The 24,532-nt window shown below is 65.8% G+C and carries 24 protein-coding genes and 1 tRNA gene; 12 read left to right on the forward strand and 13 right to left on the reverse strand.

The features are described 5' to 3' along the window. The first annotated feature begins 252 nt into the window (after positions 1–252). The gene (gene glgP, locus HCA61_RS12305) at positions 253–2,829 is read left to right on the forward strand and encodes an alpha-glucan family phosphorylase (protein WP_169688493.1); all 2,577 of its coding nucleotides are present in this window, start codon (positions 253–255) and stop codon (positions 2,827–2,829) included. 64 nt (positions 2,830–2,893) lie between these two features. Here the strand turns inward: glgP and HCA61_RS12310 are convergent, their stop codons facing one another. The 3 genes from HCA61_RS12310 to HCA61_RS12320 are packed head-to-tail and all read right to left on the reverse strand — an operon-like array spanning position 2,894 to position 6,871. After that, complete coding sequence (locus tag HCA61_RS12310) at positions 2,894–4,927, reverse strand: ATP-dependent DNA helicase (protein WP_169688494.1); 2,034 nt, start codon at positions 4,925–4,927, stop codon at positions 2,894–2,896. Positions 4,928–4,952: 25 nt separating this feature from the next. After that, positions 4,953–5,528, reverse strand: a complete 576-nt coding sequence (locus HCA61_RS12315; RefSeq protein WP_169688884.1) for a nicotinamidase — start codon at positions 5,526–5,528, stop codon at positions 4,953–4,955. Positions 5,529–5,533: 5 nt separating this feature from the next. Beyond that, on the reverse strand, positions 5,534–6,871 hold the full coding sequence (locus HCA61_RS12320) for a nicotinate phosphoribosyltransferase (RefSeq protein ID WP_169688495.1): 1,338 nt from the start codon (positions 6,869–6,871) through the stop codon (positions 5,534–5,536). A gap of 129 nt (positions 6,872–7,000) precedes the next feature. On the opposite strand from HCA61_RS12320, the gene clpS reads away from it, so the two are divergent. From clpS to rdgB, 7 genes are all read left to right on the forward strand, one after another. Continuing rightward, a complete protein-coding gene (gene clpS / locus HCA61_RS12325; protein ID WP_240959340.1) occupies positions 7,001–7,276 on the forward strand; it encodes an ATP-dependent Clp protease adapter ClpS in 276 nt (91 codons plus the stop codon). A gap of 26 nt (positions 7,277–7,302) precedes the next feature. After that, entirely contained in the window at positions 7,303–7,881 is a 579-nt protein-coding gene (locus HCA61_RS12330) for a DUF2017 domain-containing protein (protein ID WP_169688497.1), read from the forward strand. Continuing rightward, positions 7,878–8,957 (forward strand): P1 family peptidase, encoded by a 1,080-nt coding sequence (locus HCA61_RS12335; protein WP_169688498.1) that lies wholly within the window; start codon positions 7,878–7,880, stop codon positions 8,955–8,957. The genes HCA61_RS12330 and HCA61_RS12335 overlap by 4 nt, the downstream gene beginning before the upstream one ends. 46 nt (positions 8,958–9,003) lie before the next feature. Continuing rightward, positions 9,004–9,627, forward strand: a complete 624-nt coding sequence (locus tag HCA61_RS12340) for a rhomboid family intramembrane serine protease (RefSeq protein WP_169688499.1) — start codon at positions 9,004–9,006, stop codon at positions 9,625–9,627. A gap of 129 nt (positions 9,628–9,756) precedes the next feature. Beyond that, entirely contained in the window at positions 9,757–10,518 is a 762-nt protein-coding gene (locus HCA61_RS12345; protein WP_169688500.1) for a cyclic nucleotide-degrading phosphodiesterase, read from the forward strand. 47 nt (positions 10,519–10,565) lie between these two features. Then, positions 10,566–11,354: a ribonuclease PH gene (gene rph / locus HCA61_RS12350; RefSeq protein WP_169688501.1), complete on the forward strand. Its 789-nt coding sequence runs from the start codon at positions 10,566–10,568 to the stop codon at positions 11,352–11,354. Position 11,355: 1 nt separating this feature from the next. Further along, positions 11,356–11,973 (forward strand): RdgB/HAM1 family non-canonical purine NTP pyrophosphatase, encoded by a 618-nt coding sequence (rdgB, locus tag HCA61_RS12355; protein ID WP_169688502.1) that lies wholly within the window; start codon positions 11,356–11,358, stop codon positions 11,971–11,973. 53 nt (positions 11,974–12,026) lie between these two features. Here rdgB and HCA61_RS12360 read toward each other — a convergent pair whose 3' ends face one another. Beyond that, complete coding sequence (locus HCA61_RS12360) at positions 12,027–12,596, reverse strand: TetR/AcrR family transcriptional regulator (RefSeq protein WP_169688503.1); 570 nt, start codon at positions 12,594–12,596, stop codon at positions 12,027–12,029. A 116-nt stretch (positions 12,597–12,712) separates the two neighbouring features. Here HCA61_RS12360 and HCA61_RS12365 point away from each other — a divergent pair, with 116 nt between their 5' ends. Further along, positions 12,713–13,954 carry an oxygenase MpaB family protein gene (locus HCA61_RS12365; protein WP_169688504.1) on the forward strand — a complete coding sequence of 414 codons (1,242 nt, stop codon included), beginning with the start codon at positions 12,713–12,715 and terminating at the stop codon, positions 13,952–13,954. 51 nt (positions 13,955–14,005) lie between these two features. Here the strand turns inward: HCA61_RS12365 and HCA61_RS12370 are convergent, their stop codons facing one another. Both HCA61_RS12370 and HCA61_RS12375 read right to left on the reverse strand, forming a co-directional pair. Further along, positions 14,006–14,434, reverse strand: coding sequence for an ATP-binding protein (locus tag HCA61_RS12370; RefSeq protein ID WP_169688505.1), 429 nt, complete (start codon positions 14,432–14,434; stop codon positions 14,006–14,008). Positions 14,435–14,473: 39 nt separating this feature from the next. Then, the gene (locus tag HCA61_RS12375) at positions 14,474–14,857 is read right to left on the reverse strand and encodes an STAS domain-containing protein (RefSeq protein WP_169688506.1); all 384 of its coding nucleotides are present in this window, start codon (positions 14,855–14,857) and stop codon (positions 14,474–14,476) included. 162 nt (positions 14,858–15,019) lie between these two features. Here HCA61_RS12375 and HCA61_RS12380 point away from each other — a divergent pair, with 162 nt between their 5' ends. From HCA61_RS12380 to HCA61_RS12390, 3 genes are read left to right on the forward strand one after another with little or no spacing between them, the layout of a single operon-like run. Further along, a complete protein-coding gene (locus HCA61_RS12380) occupies positions 15,020–16,222 on the forward strand; it encodes a fused response regulator/phosphatase (RefSeq protein ID WP_346777556.1) in 1,203 nt (400 codons plus the stop codon). After that, positions 16,219–17,862: a sensor histidine kinase gene (locus tag HCA61_RS12385; RefSeq protein WP_206040012.1), complete on the forward strand. Its 1,644-nt coding sequence runs from the start codon at positions 16,219–16,221 to the stop codon at positions 17,860–17,862. The genes HCA61_RS12380 and HCA61_RS12385 overlap by 4 nt, the downstream gene beginning before the upstream one ends. After that, positions 17,859–18,299: a response regulator gene (locus HCA61_RS12390; RefSeq protein ID WP_169688508.1), complete on the forward strand. Its 441-nt coding sequence runs from the start codon at positions 17,859–17,861 to the stop codon at positions 18,297–18,299. The genes HCA61_RS12385 and HCA61_RS12390 overlap by 4 nt, the downstream gene beginning before the upstream one ends. A 20-nt stretch (positions 18,300–18,319) precedes the next feature. On the opposite strand, the gene HCA61_RS12395 is transcribed toward HCA61_RS12390, so the two are convergent. The 7 genes from HCA61_RS12395 to HCA61_RS12425 all read right to left on the reverse strand — a co-directional run bounded on the left by HCA61_RS12395 (position 18,320) and on the right by HCA61_RS12425 (position 24,317). Continuing rightward, on the reverse strand, positions 18,320–18,697 hold the full coding sequence (locus HCA61_RS12395; RefSeq protein ID WP_169688509.1) for a DUF3817 domain-containing protein: 378 nt from the start codon (positions 18,695–18,697) through the stop codon (positions 18,320–18,322). Continuing rightward, entirely contained in the window at positions 18,694–19,110 is a 417-nt protein-coding gene (locus HCA61_RS12400) for a transcriptional regulator (RefSeq protein ID WP_169688510.1), read from the reverse strand. The genes HCA61_RS12395 and HCA61_RS12400 overlap by 4 nt, the downstream gene beginning before the upstream one ends. A gap of 74 nt (positions 19,111–19,184) precedes the next feature. After that, positions 19,185–21,539, reverse strand: a complete 2,355-nt coding sequence (locus tag HCA61_RS12405) for an arylsulfatase (RefSeq protein WP_169688511.1) — start codon at positions 21,537–21,539, stop codon at positions 19,185–19,187. 57 nt (positions 21,540–21,596) lie between these two features. Continuing rightward, positions 21,597–22,976, reverse strand: a complete 1,380-nt coding sequence (locus tag HCA61_RS12410) for a hypothetical protein (RefSeq protein WP_169688512.1) — start codon at positions 22,974–22,976, stop codon at positions 21,597–21,599. Between the two features lie 81 nt (positions 22,977–23,057). Then, on the reverse strand, positions 23,058–23,429 hold the full coding sequence (locus HCA61_RS12415) for a cupredoxin domain-containing protein (RefSeq protein ID WP_169688513.1): 372 nt from the start codon (positions 23,427–23,429) through the stop codon (positions 23,058–23,060). 286 nt (positions 23,430–23,715) lie between these two features. Then, positions 23,716–23,802: transfer RNA gene (locus tag HCA61_RS12420), tRNA-Leu, on the reverse strand. 17 nt (positions 23,803–23,819) lie between these two features. Further along, on the reverse strand, positions 23,820–24,317 hold the full coding sequence (locus HCA61_RS12425; RefSeq protein WP_169688514.1) for an HNH endonuclease: 498 nt from the start codon (positions 24,315–24,317) through the stop codon (positions 23,820–23,822). Between the last annotated feature and the right edge of the window lie 215 nt (positions 24,318–24,532).

The raw sequence follows: 24,532 nt of genomic DNA on the forward strand, positions 1-24,532 counted from the left end.
CAAACGGAGGGATGAACATCATGGGTCTGGTTGCCGGATTGATCGGGGTTGTCGGGGATTTGCTGCACCTTCTGCTCGGCGGACTCTGACCCGTCGGCCGACCCGCGCGCGGGTCGGCCGTAGAAGTACTGACGGCCCCGTGGCGTGTGTCGCGGGGCCGTCGCACGTGTCGGACGGCCCCGCCGCAGTGAGCTCGACGGCCGCAAGTTCCACACCCGTCGCACACAAGAGAACCTGGGTAGGATTCGCGGGGTGAAAGCCTTGCGTCGGTTCACTGTCCGAGCCCACCTGCCCGAGCCGCTCGCCGCGCTGGAGGCACTGACAACCAATCTGCGCTGGTCGTGGCACCCGCAGACACAAGATTTGTTCGCGTCCATCGACCCTGAACTGTGGGCGAAGGTCGACGAGGACCCGGTCCGACTGCTCGGTGAGATCGCTCCGTCGCGGCTCGATGCATTGGCCACCGACAGTGAATTCCTCGCGCGGCTCGAAGCGGCCGCCGCGGATCTCGACCACTATCTGTCGCGCCCGGCCTGGTACCAGCTCCAACGCGAACGCGGCACCGCCCTGCCAGAGGGCATCGCGTACTTCTCGATGGAATTCGGTGTCACCGAGGTCCTTCCGAACTACTCGGGCGGGCTCGGCATCCTCGCAGGCGACCACCTCAAGGCCGCCTCCGATCTGGGAGTGCCACTCATCGGCGTCGGATTGCTGTATCGCTCCGGCTACTTCAAACAGTCGCTGAGTGCCGACGGCTGGCAGCTCGAGCACTACCCGTCGTACGACCCCCAGGGGCTGCCGCTGCGGCTCCTCACCGAATCCGACGGCACCCCGGCGCTCGTGCGTGTCGATGTGCCCGGTGCCCGCACCCTCGATGCACGGGTGTGGATCGCTCAGGTGGGCCGCGTGCCGCTGCTGCTCCTCGATTCCGACATCGCGAGCAACGACGAGGACATGTGCAAGGTCACCGATCGCTTGTACGGCGGCGGGCAGGACCACCGCATCAAACAGGAGATCCTCGCGGGCATCGGCGGGGTGCGGGCCGTGCGCGCCTATACCCGTATCCACGGGCTTCCCGATCCCGAGGTGTTCCACATGAACGAGGGCCACGCCGGGTTCCTCGGGGCAGAACGAATCCGCGAACTCGTCACCACCACCGGCCTCGACTTCGACGAAGCCCTCGCCGCGGTGCGGGCCGGAACGGTGTTCACCACCCACACCCCGGTGCCCGCAGGCATCGACCGTTTCCCGATCGACCTCGTTCGTCACTACTTCGCGGGCCCCAACGGAGAGAACGAATCGGCTTTGCTGCCCGGCCTGCCGGTCGACCGGATCCTTGCGCTCGGTCGCGAGGACGACCCCCACGTGTTCAACATGGCTCATCTGGGTCTGCGTCTCGGACAGCGATCCAACGGTGTGTCCCGACTGCACGGTGAGGTCAGCCGAGGGATGTTCGAGGGGCTGTGGCCCGGATTCGATGCCGCCGAAGTGCCTATCGGGTCCGTGACCAACGGCGTCCACGCACCTACCTGGGCCGCCCGCGAATGGATCACCCTCGCCAATCGGCTCGCCGGCCCGGATCGCGTCGAGGAAGCCCGCGGCTGGGAGCTGCTGCAGGGTGTCGACCCGGCCGAACTGTGGTCCACCCGCAACGTGCTGCGCGGACAGCTCGTCGACGAGGTGCGACGCCGTCTGCGCAACTCGTGGCTCGAACGCGGAGCCACCGAGGCCGAGCTCGGGTGGGTCGGCACCGTCTTCGATCCGGGCGCCCTCACCGTCGGCTTCGCGCGCCGCGTGCCCACCTACAAGCGGCTGACACTGATGCTGCGCGACCCCGAACGACTGCGCGCCCTGCTGCTCGACGAGGAACGGCCCGTGCAGCTCGTCGTCGCAGGCAAGAGCCATCCCGCCGACGACGGCGGAAAGGGTCTGATACAGCAGATCGTGCGCTTCGCCGACCAACACGACGTGCGGCACCGCATAGTGTTCCTGCCCGACTACGACATGTCGATGGCGCGCTTCCTGTACTGGGGATGCGACGTCTGGCTCAACAACCCGCTGCGCCCGCTCGAAGCATGCGGAACGTCGGGCATGAAATCTGCGCTCAACGGCGGACTGAACCTGTCCATCCGCGACGGATGGTGGGACGAGATGTTCGACGGCGAGAACGGATGGGCCATCCCGACCGCCGACGGCGTCGACGACGTACGACGCGACGACCTCGAAGCCGGAGCCCTGTACGAGCTGCTCGAACGCTCGGTACTGCCCCGCTTCTACGAGCGTGATGATCAAGACGTGCCCACCCGATGGATCGAGATGGTGCGTCATACCCTGGAGAACCTCGGGCCCAAGGTCCTCGCCTCACGCATGGTGCGCGACTACGCCGTCGACTACTACACACCCGCTGCGGAGGCGGCGCGCGAAATCGTCGCCGACGACTTCGCGGGGGCCAAGGCGCTGGCCGATTACCGGCATCGCATCGACTCCGCATGGCCGGCGGTACGGGTCGCGCAGGTCGACAGTCACGGATTGCCGGAAAGCCCGGTGATCGGATCGAGCCTCGGCCTGATCGCCCACGTCCAACTCGGCGGACTGTCGCCCGACGATGTGCAGGTACAGGCGGTGTTCGGCAAGGTCGGATCGGACGACACCCTCACGGACACAGTGACGGTGGCGATGAAACACTCCGGCTCCGACCCGCTCGGGGAAGAGTTCACCGTCGACGTACCGCTGCCACTCTCCGGGGCGGTCGGATACACCGTCCGGGTACTCCCGCACCACGACCTGATGGCGACCCCAGCCGAGTTCGGCATGGTCGCACTGCCGTAAGTCGAGAAAGTGTGGTTCCGGGCCCGGAATCCTGGCTCGGAATCCGGGCTCCGGAACCACACCTTCACGAACCGGTGAGCCGGGAGAGCGACTTGCGGGCGACCTGAGGGTCGGCGGTCTCCCAGAACGGCGGGAGCGATGCGCGCAGATAGCCACCGTAACGGGCCGTGGCCAGGCGCGAGTCGAGCACGGCAACGACCCCTCGATCGTCGGTCGACCGCAACAACCTGCCGACACCCTGAGCGAGCAGTAGTGCAGCATGGTTCGCTGCGACGGCCATGAACCCGTTGCCGCCGCGGGACTCGACGGCACGCTGCCGGGCGACCAGCAGCGGATCGTCGGGGCGGGGGAACGGAATCCGGTCGATGAGGACGAGCGAGAGCGACCGGCCCGGCACATCGACGCCCTGCCACAGCGACAGGGTGCCGAACAGCGACGTCGCTTCGTCGGCCGCGAACTTGTCGACCAACGCACCCGTGGAATCGTCGCCCTGGCACAGAATCGGGGTGTCGATCCGCTCGCGCAGAGCTTCGGTGGCGGCCTTCGCCGCCCGCATCGACGAGAACAGACCCAGCGTGCGACCACCCGCGGCCGTGACCAGCTCGGCGATCTCGTCGAGATGAGACGGTGACAGCCCGTCGCGGCCGGGAGGCGTCAGGTGCTTCGCGATGTACAGAATCCCGGATTTGGCGTGATCGAACGGGGATCCGACATCAACGGCATTCCACTTCGGATCACTGTTGTCGGCGGGTGGTTCGGCCCCCGATGCGGCAGTGGTCTCGCTGCGTGACAGGGCCTGCGGGGGCAGCCCCCAATTGACGGCCAGACCGTCGAACGATCCGCCGACCGTGAGCGTCGCAGAGGTGAGCACCACCGTCGACTCGCTGAACAGTCGAGACCTCAGCAGACCCCCGACCGACAACGGCGCGATCCGCACCGTGCGGCGCACATTGCCGCGGAACTCGTCGGCCGCCAGCCACACCACATCCTGACGTTGTGCGGGATCGGGCTGCTCGAACGTCGTCAAAGCCCGCACCGCGCAATCGTGCACGTCGTCGATCTCGGAGAGAGCCTGGCTGCGGGCTGCAGCGGCCTCCGGGTCGGTGCCGGGCTTCGCCGGCCCGATTGCGGTATGCACGGCCCACGCGGCATCGCGGATCGACGCCAGAGCAGCTGCCGCGCCCTCGGGCATCGAATCCCACCGCGCGGCAGGAAGCTCCTCGAGCAGCGACTCCCAGTTCTCGGCAGCACCTTCGAGCCGGTCGACGTCCTCGTCCTCGACGAGTTTGACGCAGCGCCGCGCGGCTGCGGAGATACTGCTGCCCGACAACTCGGCGGTGGCGACGCCCGTGACCCGGTCGACGAGTTCGTGCGCTTCGTCGATGACCACGACGTCGTGTTCGGGCAGGATCGCGAGCCCCGTGATGGCGTCGATCGCGAGAAGCGCGTGGTTGGTGACCACCACATCGACCTGTGAGGCCTCGGTGCGTGCGATCTCGGCGAAGCAATCGTCGCTGACCGGGCAGCGTGCCTTGCCGAGGCATTCGCGTGCGGTGACACTGAGCTGACGCCACGCCTGGTCGGAGACGCCAGGGGAGAGGTCGTCGCGGTCGCCGGTTTCCGTGCTCGACGACCATTCCGTCACGCGGCGCACCTCGCGGCCGATGCGTGAGAGTGTGAACGCGTCGAAGAGCTGGGCCTCGGCCGGTGCCTCCTCGGCGAGACCCGTGTGGATCTTGTTCAGGCAGAGATAGTTTCCGCGGCCCTTGAGGATCGCGAAGCGAGGTCTCCGGCCGAGGGCGTCCTCGAGTGCCTCGGCGAGACGCGGAAGATCGCGGTCGACGAGCTGACGTTGCAGCGCGATCGTCGCGGTGGACACGACAACCGTGCGGCCGGTCTGTACCGCGTACCGGATGCTCGGAACGAGGTACGCGAGCGACTTGCCCGTGCCGGTGCCCGCCTGCACCGCGAGGTGCTCACCGGTGTCGATGCTGTGTGCGACCGCGGACGCCATGGTCAGCTGATTGCGCCGCTCCCTACCGCCCAGAGCGTGCACCGCGGTACGTAGCAATTCGGGGACATCGGGGAGTTCAGGCACCGAGCCAGGGTAGCGGGACCCACCGTCAGATTTCGGCGCCGACCCATTCGACCAGCTCGACGCCTGCGCTGCGCATCTGATCGAGCGCGGACTCGACGGTCGCCTCGGCGACACCGGCCGTGTACCCCAGCAGCACCCGCGTCCCGAATCCCGCCTCGACGGCATCCAACGCGGTCGCACGCACACAATGATCGGTGGCGATCCCGACGACGTCGACGTCCGTCACACCGCGCTCGCGCAACCACTGCGCGAGGGGCTGCCCCGACTCGTCGACACCTTCGAAACCGGAATACGCGGCCTCGTACGCGCCCTTCGAGAACACCGCTTCGATCCGGGACAGCTCCAGATCCGGATGGAACCGGGCCCCGACGGAATCAGCGCGACAGTGCGGCGGCCAGGTATCGACGAAGTCGGGCTCGTCCGAGAAGTGCTCACCCGGATCGATGTGATGGTCGCGTGTTGCGACCACATGGGAGTAATCGTCCCCACGCTCGGTGAGGAAACACGTGATGGCGGAAGCGACCGCGGTGCCACCGGTCACCGCGAGCGCGCCGCCCTCGCAGAAATCGTTCTGCACATCGACCACGAGTAGTGCTCGCACCGACCTCACCTCTGCTCCGTCGAAGTCACGAAACGAGTGGGAATCGCCGGGTCGCCGGCCGAAATCGTCAGCCCTTCCCACGGCAGACTCACCATCGAACGCCTCAGGTACTCCCTGCTGTCCTCCAGGGTAGGGAGACCGGGGACCGGCTCGCCACCGCGAACCAGCGGAACCGTCAGGTCGGTCGCAGACCGACCCTCACCCGTCGGCACCTCGAGGTGTACGGGGTAGACGACCTCTTCGACGAGGGTGCCGGTGCTGCGCGCGTACCGCACGGCGCGCTTCGCGCCGCCCCGCGATTCCTTGGCCGTACTGCGTTTCTCGACCGGAATACCGTCGACCTCGACGAGCTTGTAGACCATTCCCGCGGTCGGTGCACCCGAACCCGTGACCGCGGAGGTCCCCACTCCGTAGGCGTCGACCGGCTCGGCACGCAGTCCGGCGATTGCGTATTCGTCCAGGTCGCCGGACATGACGATCTTCGTCCGCCGAGCACCGAGGCCGTCGAGCTGCCTACGCACCTGACGTGCAAGGACCCCGAGATCGCCGGAGTCGATCCGGACACCACCGAGCTCGGGACCCGCCACCTCGATCGCCGTCGCCACACCCTGCGTGATGTCGTAGGTGTCGACGAGCAGGGTCGTACCGACACCGAGCGACTCGATCTGACTGCGGAACGCCGACGCCTCGTCGCGGCCGTGCGCAGTGGTGTGCAGAAGCGTGAACGCGTGGGCAGCGGTTCCGGCTGCGGGAACACCGTAGCGACGCGCGGCTTCGAGGTTGGATGTCGAGTCGAATCCCGCAAGGTACGCCGCGCGCGCTGCCGATACGGCTGCTTCCTCGTGCGCGCGGCGCGAACCCATCTCGATCAATGTGCGGCCGTCGGCCACGCTCACCATGCGCGCCGCAGCGGATGCGATAGCGCTGTCGTGATTGAAGATCGACAGAGCCAGCGTCTCGAGCAGGACGCATTCGGCGAACGTGCCGTGGACGGACAGGATCGGCGAGCCGGGAAAATAGAAGTCGCCTTCGCGATAGCCGTCGATGTCGCCGCTGAACCGGAAATTGCGCAACCAGTCGACGGTCGACGGTTCGAGGAACTCCGCCGCCACAGCGAGTTCGGCGTCGCCGAATCGGAATGCAGGTAGAGCATCGAGCAACCGCCCGGTGCCCGCGACCACACCGTACCGGCGGCCGGCCGGAAGCTTGCGGGCGAACAATTCGAAGACGCAGGGCCGGCTGCCGGAGCCGTCGGCCAGTGCGGCTTCGAGCATCGTCAGTTCGTATTTGTCCGTGAACAGTGCGGTGCTCACCGGCTTCGTACCGGCGGATGTGACAGCCATCCGCTCACTCTAGAGCGAGCGCGGTGACGGCGGGTTTTTCGAGCCGCGAGAACGCCGTACCCTTGACGCATGGCGCCGTGTTCCAGGACAACCCCCCTCGACGTCCACTTGATCACCGCGGGCCAGGCCATGCCTGCCGAAGCGGAAGTCGTCGAAGAAGCCGAGGCGGTCGATCGACCGTGGGTGACGGTTGTGTGGGACGACCCCGTCAACCTCATGCACTATGTGACGTTCATCTTCCAGAAGCTTTTCGGCTACAGCAAGGCCAAAGCCACCGAACTCATGCTCAAGGTGCACAACGAAGGTAGAGCCGTTGTGTCGAGTGGGTCCCGTGACAAGATGGAACACGATGTACAGCGTCTACATGCCGCAGGGCTGTGGGCCACGATGCAACGAGACGAATAAGGCGCCTACAGGAGGATCCGACCGACGTGCGGCAGTGGACCAGGAAGAATTCGCTGAGCGGCCCCAAACTTCGCTCGGAGATGGACGGCCACGAGGCCTCCGTACTGCGCTCCCTCGTCGCATCGGTGCTCGGGATGCTCGAGGATCGTTCCGCGCAGGCACCTCAGGACGATCTGGCGGAACTCACCGGGCTGCGCACAGGTAACTCGACCCCACCCGAGATACCCGCGCTCGAGCGTCTGCTTCCCGATTTCCACCGACCCGACGCGGACGCCGAAGTCAACCCCGACGACGAGGCCGGCGACCTCAACGGTGCGCTCCGCAGCCTCCACGAGCCGAGCATCATCGACGCGAAACTGGCCGCCGGAGCCGTCATCCTTCGGACCGTTCCCGAGGACGGCGGAAAGGTCGTTCTCAACCCGGAACAGGCCGAAGCCTGGCTGTACGGGCTCAACGACGTACGACTCGCGTTGGGTACCACGCTCGGCATCGACGCCGACACTCCCGAAACCCTCGATGACGACGACCCCCGCGCACCGCACCTCGACGTCTACCACTGGCTGACCTGGATGCAGGACTCGCTCGTCCAGGCACTGCTGCCATGACCCCCGGCCCCACGGATTCCCTGCTCGACGTGCCGGGCCTTCGTGTCGGGCACTGGCAGCAACTCGACGACCACGTCACCGTCGCCGGAGAGCAACCCGGCACCGGAGCCGCCACCGGCTGCACCGTGATCCTCGCGGACCGACCCACGGTCGGGGCGGTCGATGTGCGCGGCGGAGGGCCGGGCACCCGCGAAACCGACCTGCTCGACCCGAGTCACTCGGTTCAGCACGTCGACGCCGTCCTGCTCACCGGGGGAAGCGCGTTCGGCCTGGCTGCCGCAGACGGAGTGATGCGCTATCTCGAGGAACAGGGCCGCGGAATCCCGATGGGCGCGCCCGGTGCCGTGGTGCCGATCGTCCCCGGCGCGGTGATCTTCGATCTGCCCGTCGGGCGTTGGCACACCCGACCGACTGCCGACAGCGGCCACGCGGCGGCCGTGGCGGCCACCGACACGGAACTACGGCGAGGTTCGGTCGGTGCTGGAACCGCAGCACGAGCCGGTGTTCTCAAAGGCGGCATCGGTACCGGGAGCGTCCGCCTCACTGCGGGGCCCGCGGCGGGTGTCACCGTCGCCGCGCTGGTCGTGGCGAATCCTGTCGGGTCGGTCTTCGACCCCCACACCGGTCTACCGTGGGGGCTCGACGCGGTTCGCGCCGCCGAACTCGGGCTCGGCGTCCCTGATGCCGACGAACTCGCCGCCGCCAATGCGCTCGGCAACAAAGGCACTGTGCTCAACACGACCATCGGTGTCGTCGCCACCGACGCACCCCTGACGAAAGCTGCGTGTCGCCGGGTAGCCGTGGCCGGACACGACGGGCTGGCCCGGGCGATCCGACCCGCACACTCGCCTCTCGACGGCGACACGCTCTTCGCGCTCTCCACCGGCACCGCGGAGCTCCCACCACCGGAGGGCGTGCCCGACGCCTTCCCCGCCGACCTGCCGATTCTCGCTGCCGTCTGCGTCGCCGCGGCCGACGCGGTCGAACGCGCCATCGTCGACGCCGTGCTCGCAGCCGAATCCATCGCAGGAATCCCGTCCTATTTCGACATCTTCCCGTCCGCCCGGACCCTGTGACCACGACAGACCCACACGTCACCCGGACAGACGTCACAATGGACGCATGACCATCCCGACAGGTACACCACCGACCGAACGGCCGACGTGGCTGCGTTCCGGACTGTGGATCGGCGGCTTCGTCGCGTTCCTCTACGTCGTCGAGATCGTCGACCGGATCCTGCCCGCGAACTTCGAGAACGCCGGAATCGAAGCGCGCACCGGCGATGGACTCTGGGGGATCCTGTTCGCTCCCATCCTGCACGGTGACTGGACGCACCTGACCGCAAACACGGTGCCCGCGCTCGTCCTCGGTTTCCTCGTCCTGTGGTCGTCGGGAATCACCCGCGGCATCGTGGCGACCGCCAGCATCTGGGTGGTCGCCGGTGTCGGTACCTGGCTGTTCGCCGGCTCCGGGGACACTCACATCGGCGCGTCCTCGCTCATCTTCGGCTGGCTGACCTACCTGATCATCCGCGGGATCTTCACCCGCAAGGGCGGACAGATCGTGCTCGGGCTGGTTGTGCTGTTCTTCTACGGCGGCATGCTGTGGGGTGTCCTTCCCAGCGATCCGTTCGTGTCGTGGCAGGGGCATCTCTTCGGAGCCATCGGCGGAGTCATTGCGGCGTGGGTGCTCTCGTCGGATGCGCGCCGCGCACGATCGGTGAGAACCGCAGACCGGGTGCACTGAGCACAGCGACGGCCGTCACGCCCCGACCGGGTGTCGAACCCTGGGTCACAGCTCCGTTGTCATTGTGAGTCCGGCCGGAAACCGGGTGTTGGCTTCATCGGAGCCCTTCGGCATGGCAGCATGAGCCATATGCGCATGACCGTTCTGGGGTGCTCGGGCAGTGTGGCCGGGCCGGATTCTCCCGCATCCGGGTACCTGCTCACCGCGCCCGACACCCCGCCCCTGGTCATCGACTTCGGACCGGGAGTGCTCGGAGCACTGCAACGCCACGCCGACCCCGGCGAAGTGTCCGTACTCCTGTCGCACCTGCACGCCGACCACTGCCTCGACATTCCGGGTCTCCTCGTGTGGCGCCGCTACTCCCCGAATGCCCCCGTCGGCAGGGTCCAGGTCTACGGTCCTGCCGGCACCGCGCAACGCCTCGGTGTCGCATCGGCCGAGGTGGCCGGAGAGGTGGATGACGTCTCCGACACCCTCGACGTACGACCCCTGAACGACGGCGGAACGTTCCGCTTCGGTGCGCTCACCATCAGTCCCACCAAGGTCAACCATCCACCCGAGGCCTACGGATTCCGCATCACCAGCGACTCCGGTCGCACACTCGTCTACACCGGTGACACAGGCATGTGCGATCAGGTGGTCGAGCTGGCCCGTGGCGCGGACGTCCTGCTGTCCGAAGCGTCCTGGACCCACGCGCCCGGGGCGCGGCCCGAAGGCATCCATCTCTCGGGAACCGAGGCAGGGCAGGTCGCCGCCCGTGCCGGGGTCGGCGAACTGCTGCTCACCCACATCCCCCCGTGGACGTCTCGCGAGGACGTCATCGCGGAGGCGAAGGCCGAGTTCCACGGTCCGGTACATGCAGTGACCTCCGGAGACGTGTACCGCATCTGAAGCGGTCCTCCGAGTCGGTTCGACACGCATCCCCTAGGCTCGTCCGGGTGACGACACGAGCAGACGGCAGGGAAGACGACCAACTCCGCAACATCAAGATCACCCGGGGGTTCACCAACCACCCCGCGGGTTCGGTCCTCGTCGAATTCGGACAGACCCGCGTGATGTGCACCGCTAGCGTCGAAGAAGGAGTGCCGCGGTGGCGTCGCGGATCGGGTCTGGGCTGGCTCACCGCCGAGTACGCGATGCTGCCCGCCGCAACCCATACCCGCAGCGGACGTGAATCGGTCAAAGGCAAGGTCGGCGGTCGTACCCAGGAGATCAGCCGGCTCGTCGGTCGCTCCTTGCGGGCGTGCATCGACCTCGCCGCCATCGGTGAGAACACCATCGCCCTCGACTGCGACGTCCTGCAGGCCGACGGAGGAACCCGAACCGCGGCCATCACAGGCGCCTACGTGGCACTCGCCGACGCGGTCACCTGGCTCCGCGCGGCAGGTCGCCTCGCGGACCCGCAGCCGCTCTCGTGCCAGATCGCGGCCATCAGCGTCGGTGTCGTCGACGGCCGAGTCCGGCTCGACCTGCCGTACGAGGAGGACTCGCGCGCAGAGGTGGACATGAACGTCATCGCCACCGACACCGGAACCCTCGTCGAGATCCAGGGCACCGGCGAGGGTGCCACCTTCCCTCGCACGACTCTCGACAAACTGCTCGACTCGGCGCTCGGTGGCATCGAAGAACTGTGCCGCATCCAGCGTGAGGTCCTCGAGCAGCCGTACCCGGGTGTTCTGCCCGAACCCCTCGTCGCCGAGCCGGCGAAGAAGAAGTTCGGTGCCTGACATGGCCACGCGGGTGCTCGTGGCGAGCCGGAACGCGAAGAAGCTCCGAGAGTTGCGGCGGGTCCTCGACGCGGCGGACATCGCGGGGATCGAACTGGTCGGTCTCGATGCAGTCCCGCCATACCCCGAGGCCCCCGAGACCGGCGCGACGTTCGAGGAGAACGCGGCCGCGAAAGCACGAGACGGCGCTCGCGCGACCGGGATGGCGTGCATCGCGGACGACTCCGGTCTCGAGGTCGACGCGCTGCGGGGAATGCCCGGTGTGCTGTCGGCGCGTTGGAGCGGCACTCACGGTGAGGACGCTGCGAACACCGCGCTCGTGCTCGCACAGATGAGCGATGTACCCGATCCGCGGCGCGGGGCAGCCTTCGTGTCCGCCTGCGCCTTCGCAGTCCCCGACGGCGACGACGTCGCGGTGACCGTGGTGCGCGGTGAATGGCGTGGCGCGATCGCCCGTTCCCCACGCGGCGAGAACGGATTCGGCTACGACCCCGTCTTCGTGCCCGAAGGGGAGCACCGCACTGCAGCGGAACTCAGCGCCGAAGAGAAGGACGCCGCGTCGCACCGGGGTCGCGCGCTCACCTTGCTGGTGCCCGCCCTCGCCGCATTCTCGGGCTGATCCCTCGGCCCGGGATGCGACTTGCCGCATCCCGGGCATCCACCCCGGACGCGCTACCCGCCACCGGTCATCTCACGTAGGTACGCGGTGACCATCGCGGTGAGTTCGTCGGCCACCTGCTCGCGGGTGATGTCCGGCTGTTCCAGAACGTAGGACACCGCGACGTTCTCCACGGTGCGCACCAACATCCACGCGATCGCGTCGACAGGACGAGAACCGCGGTCGGTGAGGTGGAACCGCAGCCACATTCCGAGCAGCGCATCGATTCGCTTCTCGAAATCGGAGAGGCGACTGTCGGGAGCTTTGGGCAACTCTTCGATCAACACGCGGAGCAGTCGCGGATTCTCGCCGAGCGCGTCCAATAATTCGAGGAGTGTCTCGCGCACCGACAAGTCTTCCGCAGGGCCTTCCAGCGCCCTCGTGAACACACGCGAAATGCGAGTGTGCAACTCCGCAGTCCATCTGTCTACGACCTCGGCGACGATCGCGTCCTTGTCCGGGAAGTACTGGTACAACGACCCGGGACTGATGTGTGCTTGCGCCGCGATGCGATTGGTGGATGCACCGTCGTAGCCGCGTTCGAGCAGTACGGCCCGGCCTGCGTCGATGATGCGCTCGACCATTGCGCGTGAGCGATCCTGTCGAGGTGCCCGGCGGGTTCGGCGTCGTTCCGGCGAGGTCATGTCGCGGCCTGAAATGCGAATTGAATGCGAGTAATCACTCGTGTGAGCATAGCGACATGACGACGCAGGAACTCGACACGCACCTCGAGGCATCCCCGTACCCGAGCCGCTACGAGGGCAACCGACCCCGTAACGAAGCCATCGGCAGGCCTCTGACGCGTTTCGCGAAGATTCGCGAGGTCGACGACGAACTGCTCGACCGGATCGGACGCCGCATGTATGCCCGCGACGAGGTGGGCGCCGCTCTCGTACAGGCCATGCGCCTCGACCGCAACGACCCCGAGCGCGTCACCATGCGCCAGTTCCATCAGGCACTCGAGCACGGGGCCGACACCGTCCCGAACGCCCCCGCGGCCCTCCGCGCATTCTTCTCACACGTCGAGCAGGTTCCCGACTGGGTGGACTGGAACCTGCTGGACAGAGGAGCACGCGCATTCCGGCGGATCGGGCGGACACGCAACGACGTGCTGCTACAACTCGCGCTCATCGGTGGTTACCGATTCGGTGGACCTCCCGACCTCCTGGTCGAAACCGGCGGCCTGACCGGATCCACTGCGATGCGACGCCTCGGCGAAACCCAGAAGTGGGGCACCGCGGTGGGGGAGCCCGGCGCCATGCGTCGTGATGGCGACGGATTCAAGCTCACCGTGCATGTGCGCGCCATGCACGCCCTCGTCAACCAGCGGTTCGAAACGAACGGCCGTTGGGACGTCGAGCACTGGGGACTGCCCATCAACCAGACCGACCAGGCCGCAACACTCGGATTGTTCAACGGCACGCTACTGATCGGCGCGCGCGCCCTCGGCTATCGGGTCACGCGTGAGGAATCCGCCGCGATCATGCACATGTGGAAGTACATCGGATGGCTCATGGGCGTCGATGACGACTTCCTTTTCGATACGGAGCGCGAACAACACCACTTCAACTACCACGTCGTGCTGGTGCAGGACGACGTCACGCCCGCGGGGGCCGCCCTCTCCCGCGCTCTCGTCGACTGTCACCGCACCCTCGACTACGGGAGATTCTCGGGTCTGGTCGGTCGATACGAGCGACTGAGACTGCTGAGCATGCTTCGATTCTTCCTCGGCAAACGAGGTCTCGAAGATCTGGGGTTGCCGACGCTACCGCCTGTGGCGGTCGCACCGGTCATCGCGAAGAACATCGTGAAGTCGACGCTGATCAAGAGGACACCGGAGGGGCGGCGTTTCCTGGAGTATCTCGGCGACCGGGCTGCACGACGAGAACTCCGGCTCAAATTCGCGGGTGCTCGCGCCGACGTCGGAGCCCTCGAACTCTGAGCAAGATCGAGCCCGGGGGAGGAGGTCCGGAATTCCGGACCTCATCGATGGTCAGAGCGCCCAGCGCATCGCGACGTGGGTACCGTCCGACCCCGGGGTGACCACCATCTCCGTCGTGAGTTTACGAATCAGGGCGAGACCGTGCCCGCGCGAGGCATTCGGATCGTGGATTGCGTCGCGCCACCGCCCGTGATCGGCGACAGTCACCTCGAGATGACGCTCGTGCGGTCGAAAAGTCACTTCCAGGTCTACCGTGGCCATCTCGTCGTCGGCCGAGTAGGCATGCTCCACCGCATTGGCCAGCGCCTCGTAGCTGGCCAACACCACATCATGCTCGTGGTCCGGTTCGAGGTGCAGAGTCCCCAACCATTGCCGTACAGCCTGGCGCAGGCCGGCGATCTGAGTCGCGTCCGCGCGCACACCCCGGAAGAAGATCCCCCCGGAGGTGAACGATGCGGACCCGTCGGTGTGAGTCTGCATGGCTCCTCGGTTCTAGACGGACAGCGCGTGCGCAGTTGCCTACTTCTCAGGCATCTCCGCCGGCTTCACGGCTGCGAGCGCGTCCTCGAGGCGCGGATGGATGGAGAGGACATCGCCGAGCCCGAGCAGCTCCAGCGGCCGCGCGGTGGCGTTGCCCTCTGCTACCACGGCGAAGGCGACGCTGTCGGCCGCGCGCTTGGACAGGTCCACAAGTAGTGCCATACCCATCGACGCGAGGAAATGCACATCGGTGAGATCGACGATCAGGCCGGACAGATCCTCGTCGAGCAACCCGAGAGCTTCCTCTTCCAGCAACGGAGCGCTCGACAAGTCGACATCGCCACTCACCGACAACACCGCGACGGAATCCGAGCGGGTCGTCTTCAGGCCCATATGCGGATGTTCGCTCGATCGTTCATTCACGTGGCCATCATGCAGGATGGCGCCCGGACATGCGAGACGCACAGGCAGAGGCCCTGAGGACGTGCGCACATGTGTACGAGAAGGTTGGGTATTGTTCAACGGTGGCGTCGGCGGTGTGCCGATCCTCGGGAGGGATCCACCGCCGAAGGAAGGACGACCGCCGTGCACACGCATGGACGACCGCACAACTCGGGATCACCCGCGTCCTTGTTGCTGATCGAGGACGACGCCGGCGACGCGTTACTCGTCGAGGAACTCGTCGCGGACAGTGCGCCCGAGATGAACGTCGTGTGGGTGCAGTCGCTCGCTGCCGCACGTGACGCTCTCGCGGCCGGACTACCCGACTGCGTGTTGCTCGATCTCCACCTCCCGGACGCGCACGGACTCGAAGCTGTCGCACGGGTACAGGAATACGCCGAATCCGTCCCCATCGTCGTGCTCACCGGTATGGCGGAGGAAGAGACCGGACTCGCAGCCGTAGCTGTCGGCGCTCAGGACTACCTCGTGAAGGGCAGAGTCGAGCCGGAGCTGTTCGGGCGCGCAGTGAGTTACGCGATCCAGCGCAAACAAGCCGAACAGAACGCCGCTGCGTTGCAGGCCAGCCAGCTGCACGCCCAAGAGAACGCCCGACTCGAGCGTGGGCTGCTGCCATCCCCGCTGTTGTGCACCGACGAATTCGAAGTGGTCTCGCGTTACCGCCCGGGGCGTGCCTCCGCCCTTCTCGGAGGTGACTTCTACGACGTGGTGCAGACCGGAGACGGCACCGTTCATGTTCTCGTCGGCGATGTCGCAGGGCACGGCCCGGACGAGGCCGCCCTCGGCGTCGGTTTGCGAATCGCGTGGCGCACACTCGTTCTCACCGGCATCAGCGGAGAACGGCAGTTGGCGAAGCTCGAAGAGATCCTTGTCGCAGAGCGAGCGGCCGACCGGGTTTTCGCGACCGTCACCAGCCTTGCCATGACGCCCGATCGCCGAACCTTCACGGTGATGCGAGCAGGCCACCCCGGGATTCTCGTGCGTCGTGGACGTGAGGTGGAGTGGGTCGAAGCGCCCGGTGGGCCCGCTCTGGGACTCCTGCCCGGTTCGGCGTCGTGGCCGGTTCACAGACTGGAGCTGCCCGCCGAGGGAGCTGTCGTGTTGTTCACCGATGGACTCTTCGAAGGCCACACCGGCGCCGGACGCCAGAGACTCGGCGAAGAAGGACTCCTCGAGCTCGCCCGCCGGTGCGGGCACCTCGCACCCGACGACTTCGCCGACACTCTCATCCAGGGTGCGGAAGAGCTCGCCGATGCCCACGGCGGATTGACCGACGACGTAGCAGTCGTGCATGTGCGATGGAACGGGAAAGCGACACCGGCCGAATGACGAACCCGACAGACACCGAAGCCTCGGACGTGCCGAGCGGGGCACCGCAGACGACGCGACGATCCCAGGTGACAGTGCAGGGCTGGATTCTCCTGGTGCTCGGTTTCATGGGGGTGCTTGTGGTGATCGGCACCGTTGTCGGTAGCCACTTCCTGTCCCGTACCACCGAGGTCTCCAATTACCTGAGGGATGTGCTGCAACCCGCACGAGTCGAGGCCCACCGGCTTCAAGCAGCGTTGATCAGTCAGGAGACGGGGGCGCGCGGGTACATCATCACCGCCGATCCCGAGTTCCTCGGACCATACGAGACCGGACGGGCCGAGGAACAGGACGCCGCCGACACGATGCGTGCGCTGATCGAGCGTCCCGGGCCGATGCCCGGGGTGGAAGGGCCGCTGCTCGACGACCTCGGTGCAATCGAGAACGCGGCGGACGAATGGCGCAGGATCTACACCCTTCCCCTCGTCAGTAACGTGGTCCCGGGCGATCCGCAGCCTGTGGATGTCGGCGCTGTCGAAGCGGGCAGTGTGGAATTCGACGAGTTGCGGGCCCTGTTCGAGATCCAGAACAAGCATCTGGAGGAGGTCAGAGCACAAGGTATCGCCGAACTCGAGCATGTGCGGACCGTGCGCGATCGTGTCCTCGGCTTCATGGTTGCGGCATTTCTGCTCAGCGGTGTGGGTGTCACCGTGCTCGTTCAGATTCTCGTTGTGCGTCCACTGGACAGATTGCGGGAGCAGACCCGCATGGTCGCCGGAGGCAGATTCGACGAGCAGATCATCCCGCAGGGACCGGCAGACATCAGGGCACTCGCCGCGGATGTCGACGGCATGCGTGAGCGGCTCGCAGCGGAACTCACGATCTCCCGCGAGCGTCACGAGCAGGTCGAAAGTCAGGCGATCGACCTGCGCCGGTCCAACGCCGAACTCGAACAGTTCGCGTATGTCGCGTCGCACGATCTGCAGGAGCCGCTTCGGAAGGTCGCGTCGTTCTGCCAGCTGCTCGAGAAGCGATACGGCGACAAACTCGACGAGCGCGGCGTCCAATACATCGACTTCGCGGTGGACGGCGCCAAGCGGATGCAGGTGCTCATCAACGATCTGCTCACGTTCTCACGCGTCGGGCGGGTCAGCGACGCGCACGTACGTGTCGGTCTCGACCGGGCACTCGATTCGGCTCTGAGCAACCTCGAACAAGCCCTCGAGGATTCGGAGGCCGTGATCGAACGTCCAGAATCACTCCCGGAAGTCCTCGGAGATCCGACTCTGCTGACCATGTTGTGGCAGAACCTGGTAGGAAACGCGATCAAATTCCGGCATCCCGACAGGACTCCGGTGGTGCACATCGCATTCGAGCAGACCGACGCCGTGTGGACGGTGAGCGTGACGGACAACGGTATCGGTATCGCCGAAGAGTTCGCGGAGAAGGTGTTCGTCATCTTCCAGCGTCTGCACGGTCGGGAAACCTATGGAGGCACCGGCATCGGACTGGCACTCTGCCGCAAGATCGTGGATTACCACGGTGGCGAGATCTGGATCGACCGCGCGCACACCGACGGTACTCGCTTCTGCTTCACAATCCCGGTCGAGGCCGATGAAGAACCTGCGACCGACACTGCTCTGGAAGGAGCATCAGCATGACCCCTACCGGTAAGCCGATCGATGTCCTGCTCGTGGAGGACGATCCCGGAGACGAACTGATGACGCGTGAAGCGTTCGAGGACAACAAGATCGGAAACTCCTTGCACGTTGCCCGCGACGGTGAGGAGGCACTCGACTTCCTCTATCGCCGAGGCGCTCACGCTGATGCACCCAAGCCGGACCTGATCCTGCTCGACCTGAATCTGCCGAAGTACGACGGCCGGCAGGTGCTCGAGCAGATCAAGTCCGACCCCGACCTCGCGCCGATCCCGGTGGTCGTGCTCACCACGTCGTCCGCCGAAGAGGACATTCTGCGCAGCTACCGGTTGCACGCCAACGCATACGTCACGAAACCTGTCGACCTCGACCAGTTCATCAAGGCCGTCAAACAGATCGACGAGTTCTTCGTGCAGGTGGTGCGGCTACCCACGCGTTGATCGTGGGTGGCCGGGGTCGGTCAGACCCCGAAGTCGGCCTTGACCTGCTTGGTGCGCTGGTGTTCGACGTAGAACGACAGGAACGGGACGGTGCCCGCGAGCAGCGTCCCGATGGTGCGGGAGACCGGCCAGCGCACCTTGATCGACAGGTCGAAGGTGAGTACGAGGTAGACCGCATACACCCAACCGTGCACGATCGCGATCCACGACGGCACGTTCTCGATGCCGATGACGTACTTCGCGATCATCTCGCCGGTGAGGACGAGCAGCCAGATACCGGTGGCGTACGCGAGAACGCGATACCGCAGCAACGCGGAGCCGATCTTCTTGCGATCTGCGTCGCTGACGTTGCGGGGGGTCGCGGCTGCCTGATCGGACGCCTCGGGGGTGGTGCTCACTGACCGCTCCTATCGGACCCGCGCGAGAGCTGCGCGAGGTATTCGTTGTACTCCTGGACCTGCTTCGCCTCGAGATCGTCTCCGGCGTCCTCGGACTCGTCGATCGCGACCTTCGGGCGGCTCGGCAGAAGATCCGCCGGGATCTCTGTGGGTTCCTCGGGGTTCGACGCCGGGGCGCCGTCCGGGTCGTCGGCCTGAGCCTCTACGGCCTCGAGCTTGACGAATCGCCGGTACGCGTAGATGCAGAAGAACGCGAAGGCCGGCCACTGGAACGCGTAGCCGAGATTCTGCCCGTTACCGCCGACCGCTTCGAAGCGTGTCCATTGCCAATAGCCGAGAGCCAGGCATCCGCCCGCGGCGACGATCACCAACACGATCAGGGCCACGCGGCGCGGCGGACGATATTCGGACACGAACTCGACGGTACCTGAGCACTGCACCGACCTGCCAAGACGGACCGGGCGCCGTGGGCGAGGTCACGAAGATCTCACTGCCGTGAAGTCGCGACGCGCGCAACCTCTGCGGGGTCTATCAGATGGGAATGATCGTCATCGCCGACGTCGATCTGCACGACGTCGATGCGGCCGTTGAACTTGCTGCGGCCCGCGTAGTCGTGGCTCACCGGCATACCGAAATCGTCGCCGATGTCCGTCGTCTCGTCCGCGGAGAAAATCATCGGCTGAGTGCGGTCGACACGGCCCCCGCCGACACTGCGTCCGTCGATGGAGAGGGTGACGTCTCCGCCCTTCGCGAGGCCACCCCCGTCATACGCAAAATGAACGCGAATCTGGTGTACGCCGGAGGGGAGATCCTCCGTGGCACCGATGACGAATTCATGCATTCCGAGCAGGTTGTAGACGAACTTGACGCAACCCTCCCGTAGGTAGAGTGCCCAACCGCCGAAACGGCCACCTTGCGCGATCACCACACCGTTGGCGGGCGTCTCCTTCGGTGTCTCGATCGCCGCGGTCACGGAGAACGACCGGTTCTTGATGTCTATGACACTGTGTTCGCTGAGCCGCTTCATGCCGGGGAACAACACCTGCCTGCTGCCCGTCACCAATTGCGGCCTGCCTGCGATGGTCGGATTCAATCGTTCGAATCGGCGGTCGTCGATGGGCAGCACGTTGTATTTCACCGCCTCGATCAGCCAGAGACGTTGCAACGACGCGAGTCGCTCGGGCATTTCGGCAGCGAGATCGCGTGCTTGCGACCAGTCGGTCGTGCCGTCGTAGAGTTCCCAGACATCGTCGTCGAGGGCCGGAAGCTCTTCGTTCGGCAGCCACGGTGTGCTGTGCCGGGTGACCGCGCTCCAGCCCTTGAAATAGATCCCACGGTTGCCCGCCATCTCGAAGTACTGCAGGTCGTGCCGCTCCGGCGCGCCGGGATCGTCGAAGGTGTACATCATGCTCGGACCTTCGAGCGGGGATTGCTGTACTCCGTTGACGAAGGTCGGTTCCGGCAACCCGGCCGCCTCGAGCACAGTCGCCGCCACATCGATGACGTGGGTGAACTGTGACCGGATCTGGCCCTTGCTGCGGATCCCGGCAGGCCAATGGACGACTGCGCCGTTGCGAGTACCACCCCAGTGGGATGCGACCTGCTTGGTCCACTGGAAGGGCGCGCACATCGCCCACGCCCACCCCACCGAATAGTGGTTGTAGGCCTCCGGGGTACCGAGCTTCTCTTTCATCGCGGCCATGAACTCGGGAGTTTCGATAGCGGCGAGGCCATTGAAGTTTGCCATCTCGTTGAACGCCCCGTTGACGGTTCCCTCCGCCGAGGCGCCGTTGTCGCCGACGATGTAATAGACGAGCGTGTTGTCGAGAGCACCCAACGACTCGATCGCATCGACGACACGACCGACGTGGAAGTCAGTGTGCTCGAGGAAGCCCGCGTAGACCTCCATCTGGCGTTCCAGCACCGGTTTGAGTGCTTCATCCATCTCGTCCCATGCGGGGATCGCATCCGGCCGTGCAGTCAGCTCCGTGTCCGCAGGCACCACACCACGCCGCTTCTGCTCCGCGAGAATCGACTCGCGCTGCGCATCCCAGCCGTCGGCGAACCGGCCGGCGTACTTGTCCGCCCATTCCGGCGGGACATGATGGGGTGCGTGGGTGGCGCCGGGAGCGAAATAGACGAAGAACGGCTTTTCCGGAGCAAGTGATTTCTGAGTACGAATCCAGTCGATCGCATGGTCGGCGAGATCTTCGGTGAGATGGTAACCGTCCTCCGGGCTCTTCTCCGGCTCGACCGGGACGAAACCGTCGTAGAGCGCGGGGTAGTACTGGTTGTTCTCGCCGCCGATGAAGCCGTAGAAGTGCTCGAAGCCGCCCCCACCGGTGGGCCACGCGTCGAACGGCCCGACGGGAGAGGTCTGCCACGGCGGAACCTCGTGACACTTGCCGAACTGGGCCGTCGAATACCCGTTGAGTTTCAAGGTCATGGCCAACGCCGCCTTGGTGTTCGGCCGAAGCCCCGACGACCCCGGTGCCGAGGTCGCCGTCTCGGTGATCATGCCCATTCCCACCGAGTGATGGTTGCGGCCACTGAGCAAGGCGGCGCGGGTCGGTGCGCACAGGGCAGTGGTGTGGAACCGGTTGTACGTGAGACCGCCGCGCTGCAGACGCTCCGCGGTCGGGTTGTGCACCGGACCGCCGAACGCGCTGCTGGCGCCGAAACCCACGTCGTCGAGGAGGACCACCAGGACATTCGGTGCGCCCTCGGGCGGTAACAGAGGTTCGATGGGCGGGAAGGCCGTGTCCGGGTCCTTCGCGTCGTACGTGACCAGTCCGAGGTGCTGCCGGTCGGGAATCGGAAGGACTTCACGCTTCTTCGTCATGGTGCAAAACATCCCCTTCATGGAATGGCGTGCTTGTGAAACACGCAGTCGTAATGGTCAGGCCGAGCCGAGCGGCTCGCGTGCTCTTGTGACGATCGGCCGGACAACGACCTCGAGGAGCAACAGCGCGACCAGAGCGAGAACCACGGTCCATCCCACGACCGCCCCGGTCGGGTAGTTCCAGAACACGATCACCAACACCGCCACGGCGATGATCGCCGCGCGCACCGGAACACGGGCGTGCGCCAGCCACACCTCGACGGTGCTGGGCACGCGCGTGCTGTTCGGGTTCCTCAGCTTGTTCATCCCGTAACCGAACCCGCGACGCACCGCCATCGCCGAGGACGATCCACCGATCAGATAGGCGCCGACCGCGACCACCAGCCCCGCGACCAGCACCGCGCGGAGCATCGTCCGCAAGGGCGTCGCGGTGGCGTCGAACAACACCGCCGCAGCGTCCGGCGAACGCACCTCGGCCGGCAGATTGTCCAGATACAGCGACCGGCCGATGAGGATCGCCGATGCGAGGACCAGCATGGCGACGACGAGAGTCGCACCCACGGCCGACAGCGCACGAAGGCGCGAACCCCGTGGGGCGGCCCAGACCGCGGCAGCAGCAACGAGCAGCGTCAGCCATGGAAGGACACCGGAGGCATTGTCGAGGACGTTGACGGCGCGCTGAGCTTTCACGAGTTCGGGAGATTCGAACAACACGAACTGCTTGTCGATCTCCGGAATCTGGTCGGCAAAAGAAAAACCGCGTTCGACCAGGAGCGCCTTGACTCGCTCGATGATCGGAGCGAGATTCAGGCTCACCGTCCCGCTGTCGTCGATCGCAATGGCCTCCCCGCGGGTGTCACCGGTCAACACCGCCGCGAGCCTGTCGTGCGCCGTACGGTTCGCTTGGATCCACAGGGTCTCGAACTGATCCGATGCAACAAGGCTGCCGACGGTGTCGTGCACGAAGCTCTCTGCCTGGCCGGCGATGACCGGTGCCAAACCCACTACCGGTTCCAGACGCGGTCTGTCTTCGGTCAGCGCCGTCAAGGCGTCCGTGGTGAGGCCCTCGACGTCGACCTGGGCGAAGATCTCGTCGGTCACCCGGTCGGTGACCGCGCCTTGCATCACCGGATCGGAGGCGAGCGGTGTCACCATGGCCACGTAGCGGTCGGTGTCGAGGATTTCGCTGCGCGCGAAGCGGGCGGCCACCGAGCCGATGGCGAGCAGACCTACGAGCACCAGCAGGATGACCACCGCGCTCCAGCGGAGTGCGTGTCCGCGCGGGGAAGGCTCGCCCGTGGTCTGTGGGGGAGGCGCCGGGGCGTCGACGAGGGCCTTCCCGCGTAGTTCCGCGACCTCCAACCGAAGCTGTTCGAGCTCACGGCGCTCGTCGGAACTCAGCGGGGCATCTTCGGACGACTGATTGGGCTCTGTCATGTGGGTGTCTACCTTTGGGGAGCCGTGTCCGCTTCACCTCAGCGTTGGTTGTCAGGGGATGAATTCGACCTCCGCAGCTGCTCAGGACACCGTGAGCTGTCCCGTCATGTCCGGGTGGTAGGTGCAGTAGATGTCGTAGGTCCGTGCGTCCGCCGGCGCGGTGAAGGTCACCGTCTCGCCGGCCTCCACCTCGACGTCGAAGGTGTCGTCGCGTGCGGTGACGCTGTGTTCGACATCGTCTTCGTTCCGGACGGTGACCGTCGTGCCCGGACCGACCGAGTCCGGTACTTCGAATTCGAACCCGGTGATGAGGATCGTTGCGGTCTCCGTACTCCCGTAATCATCACCGCGTACCCCGGCGTCGTCGGACGATTCAGTGTCGGACTCTCCGCACGCCACCAGTGCAAAGGCGGCGATCAACAGTGTTGCGAGGAGCAATGCTGCGCGCTTCATGGGTGCCTCCGGTTTCGGGCCCACCAAGAATTCAACACCTCGGGCGCGATTCCGGAGGCGAAACACGAATACATACTCGAAAACGGACTTCAGGTCTGCGCGAAGTTGCTCATGTTCACCGATCCCGAGGCCCCGGGACAGAGGATCGGACGACGGCGTCGACGAGGCCCTTCCACGAGTGGCCGATGTGGCGGGAAACGAGGTTCTGCGCTCGTGGTGCATACGAAAACGGGGTCGCGACCTCATGTGAGTTCGTGACCCCGTATGCAGTTCATGGAACTGCCCGTGGTGCGCGAGGGGGGACTCGAACCCCCACGCCCGTAAGGGCACAGCGTCCTAAGCGCTGCGCGGCTGCCAATTACGCCACTCGCGCGTCACGGACACAATACGTCATGACCCGGACAGATCCGAGTTGAAGCTGAAGCGTCGCCTTCCGGCCCAGGTCGGGGTTTGGCTGTGACAGTTGGGGCAAAGAAAACGGACGTTCTCGGGGCGGGAGTCGTTCGGGTTCCCGTCGATGTGGTCGACATGGAAGACCAGTGCGTCTCCATTCCACATGGAATCGATACCGCAACGTTCGCACAGATGGTCACGGCCTGCCTCTATCAAGGCCCTGCGCAATAGGTGGGGTTTGACGCGAGGGGAGCCGGTGGGCCGCTCCGTGAGGATGGTGGTCCAGTGACGTCGAACGGCGGATCCTCCAAGAACGCGCGGACGACCTGTGAAATGTGACGTGTCGATGCCCAGTGCTCTGATCCTGCGGCTCAGGTGAGTGTGATGACCACCGTTCGGCTTGAGTCCGAAGTATCTGAGCACTTCGGCGAAGTTGGTGCATTGCTGCACGGCCTCCTCCAGCATTTCCTTCGTGTACTTGACCGCCCTGCTCATATTGCCCCCTGTATCGAATGAATGTTCGAACATGAAGGAACCTAGCGGAGAGGTCCGACATGTTTCCGTCCGCGGCAACGCACGACCACGGCGTGCCGTCAAGAGGTAACGTTTTGATAACAATAAAACGTGAGGGTTCCTCGGGTTCGTGGACGTCCACGCATCGGTGCGGCCTGCGCCAATCCGGGTTACTCGCCGGTCGCTTCATCGGTGAG

Source organism: Rhodococcus sp. HNM0563, assembly GCF_012726195.1.
Taxonomy (GTDB): Bacteria; Actinomycetota; Actinomycetes; order Mycobacteriales; family Mycobacteriaceae; genus Rhodococcus.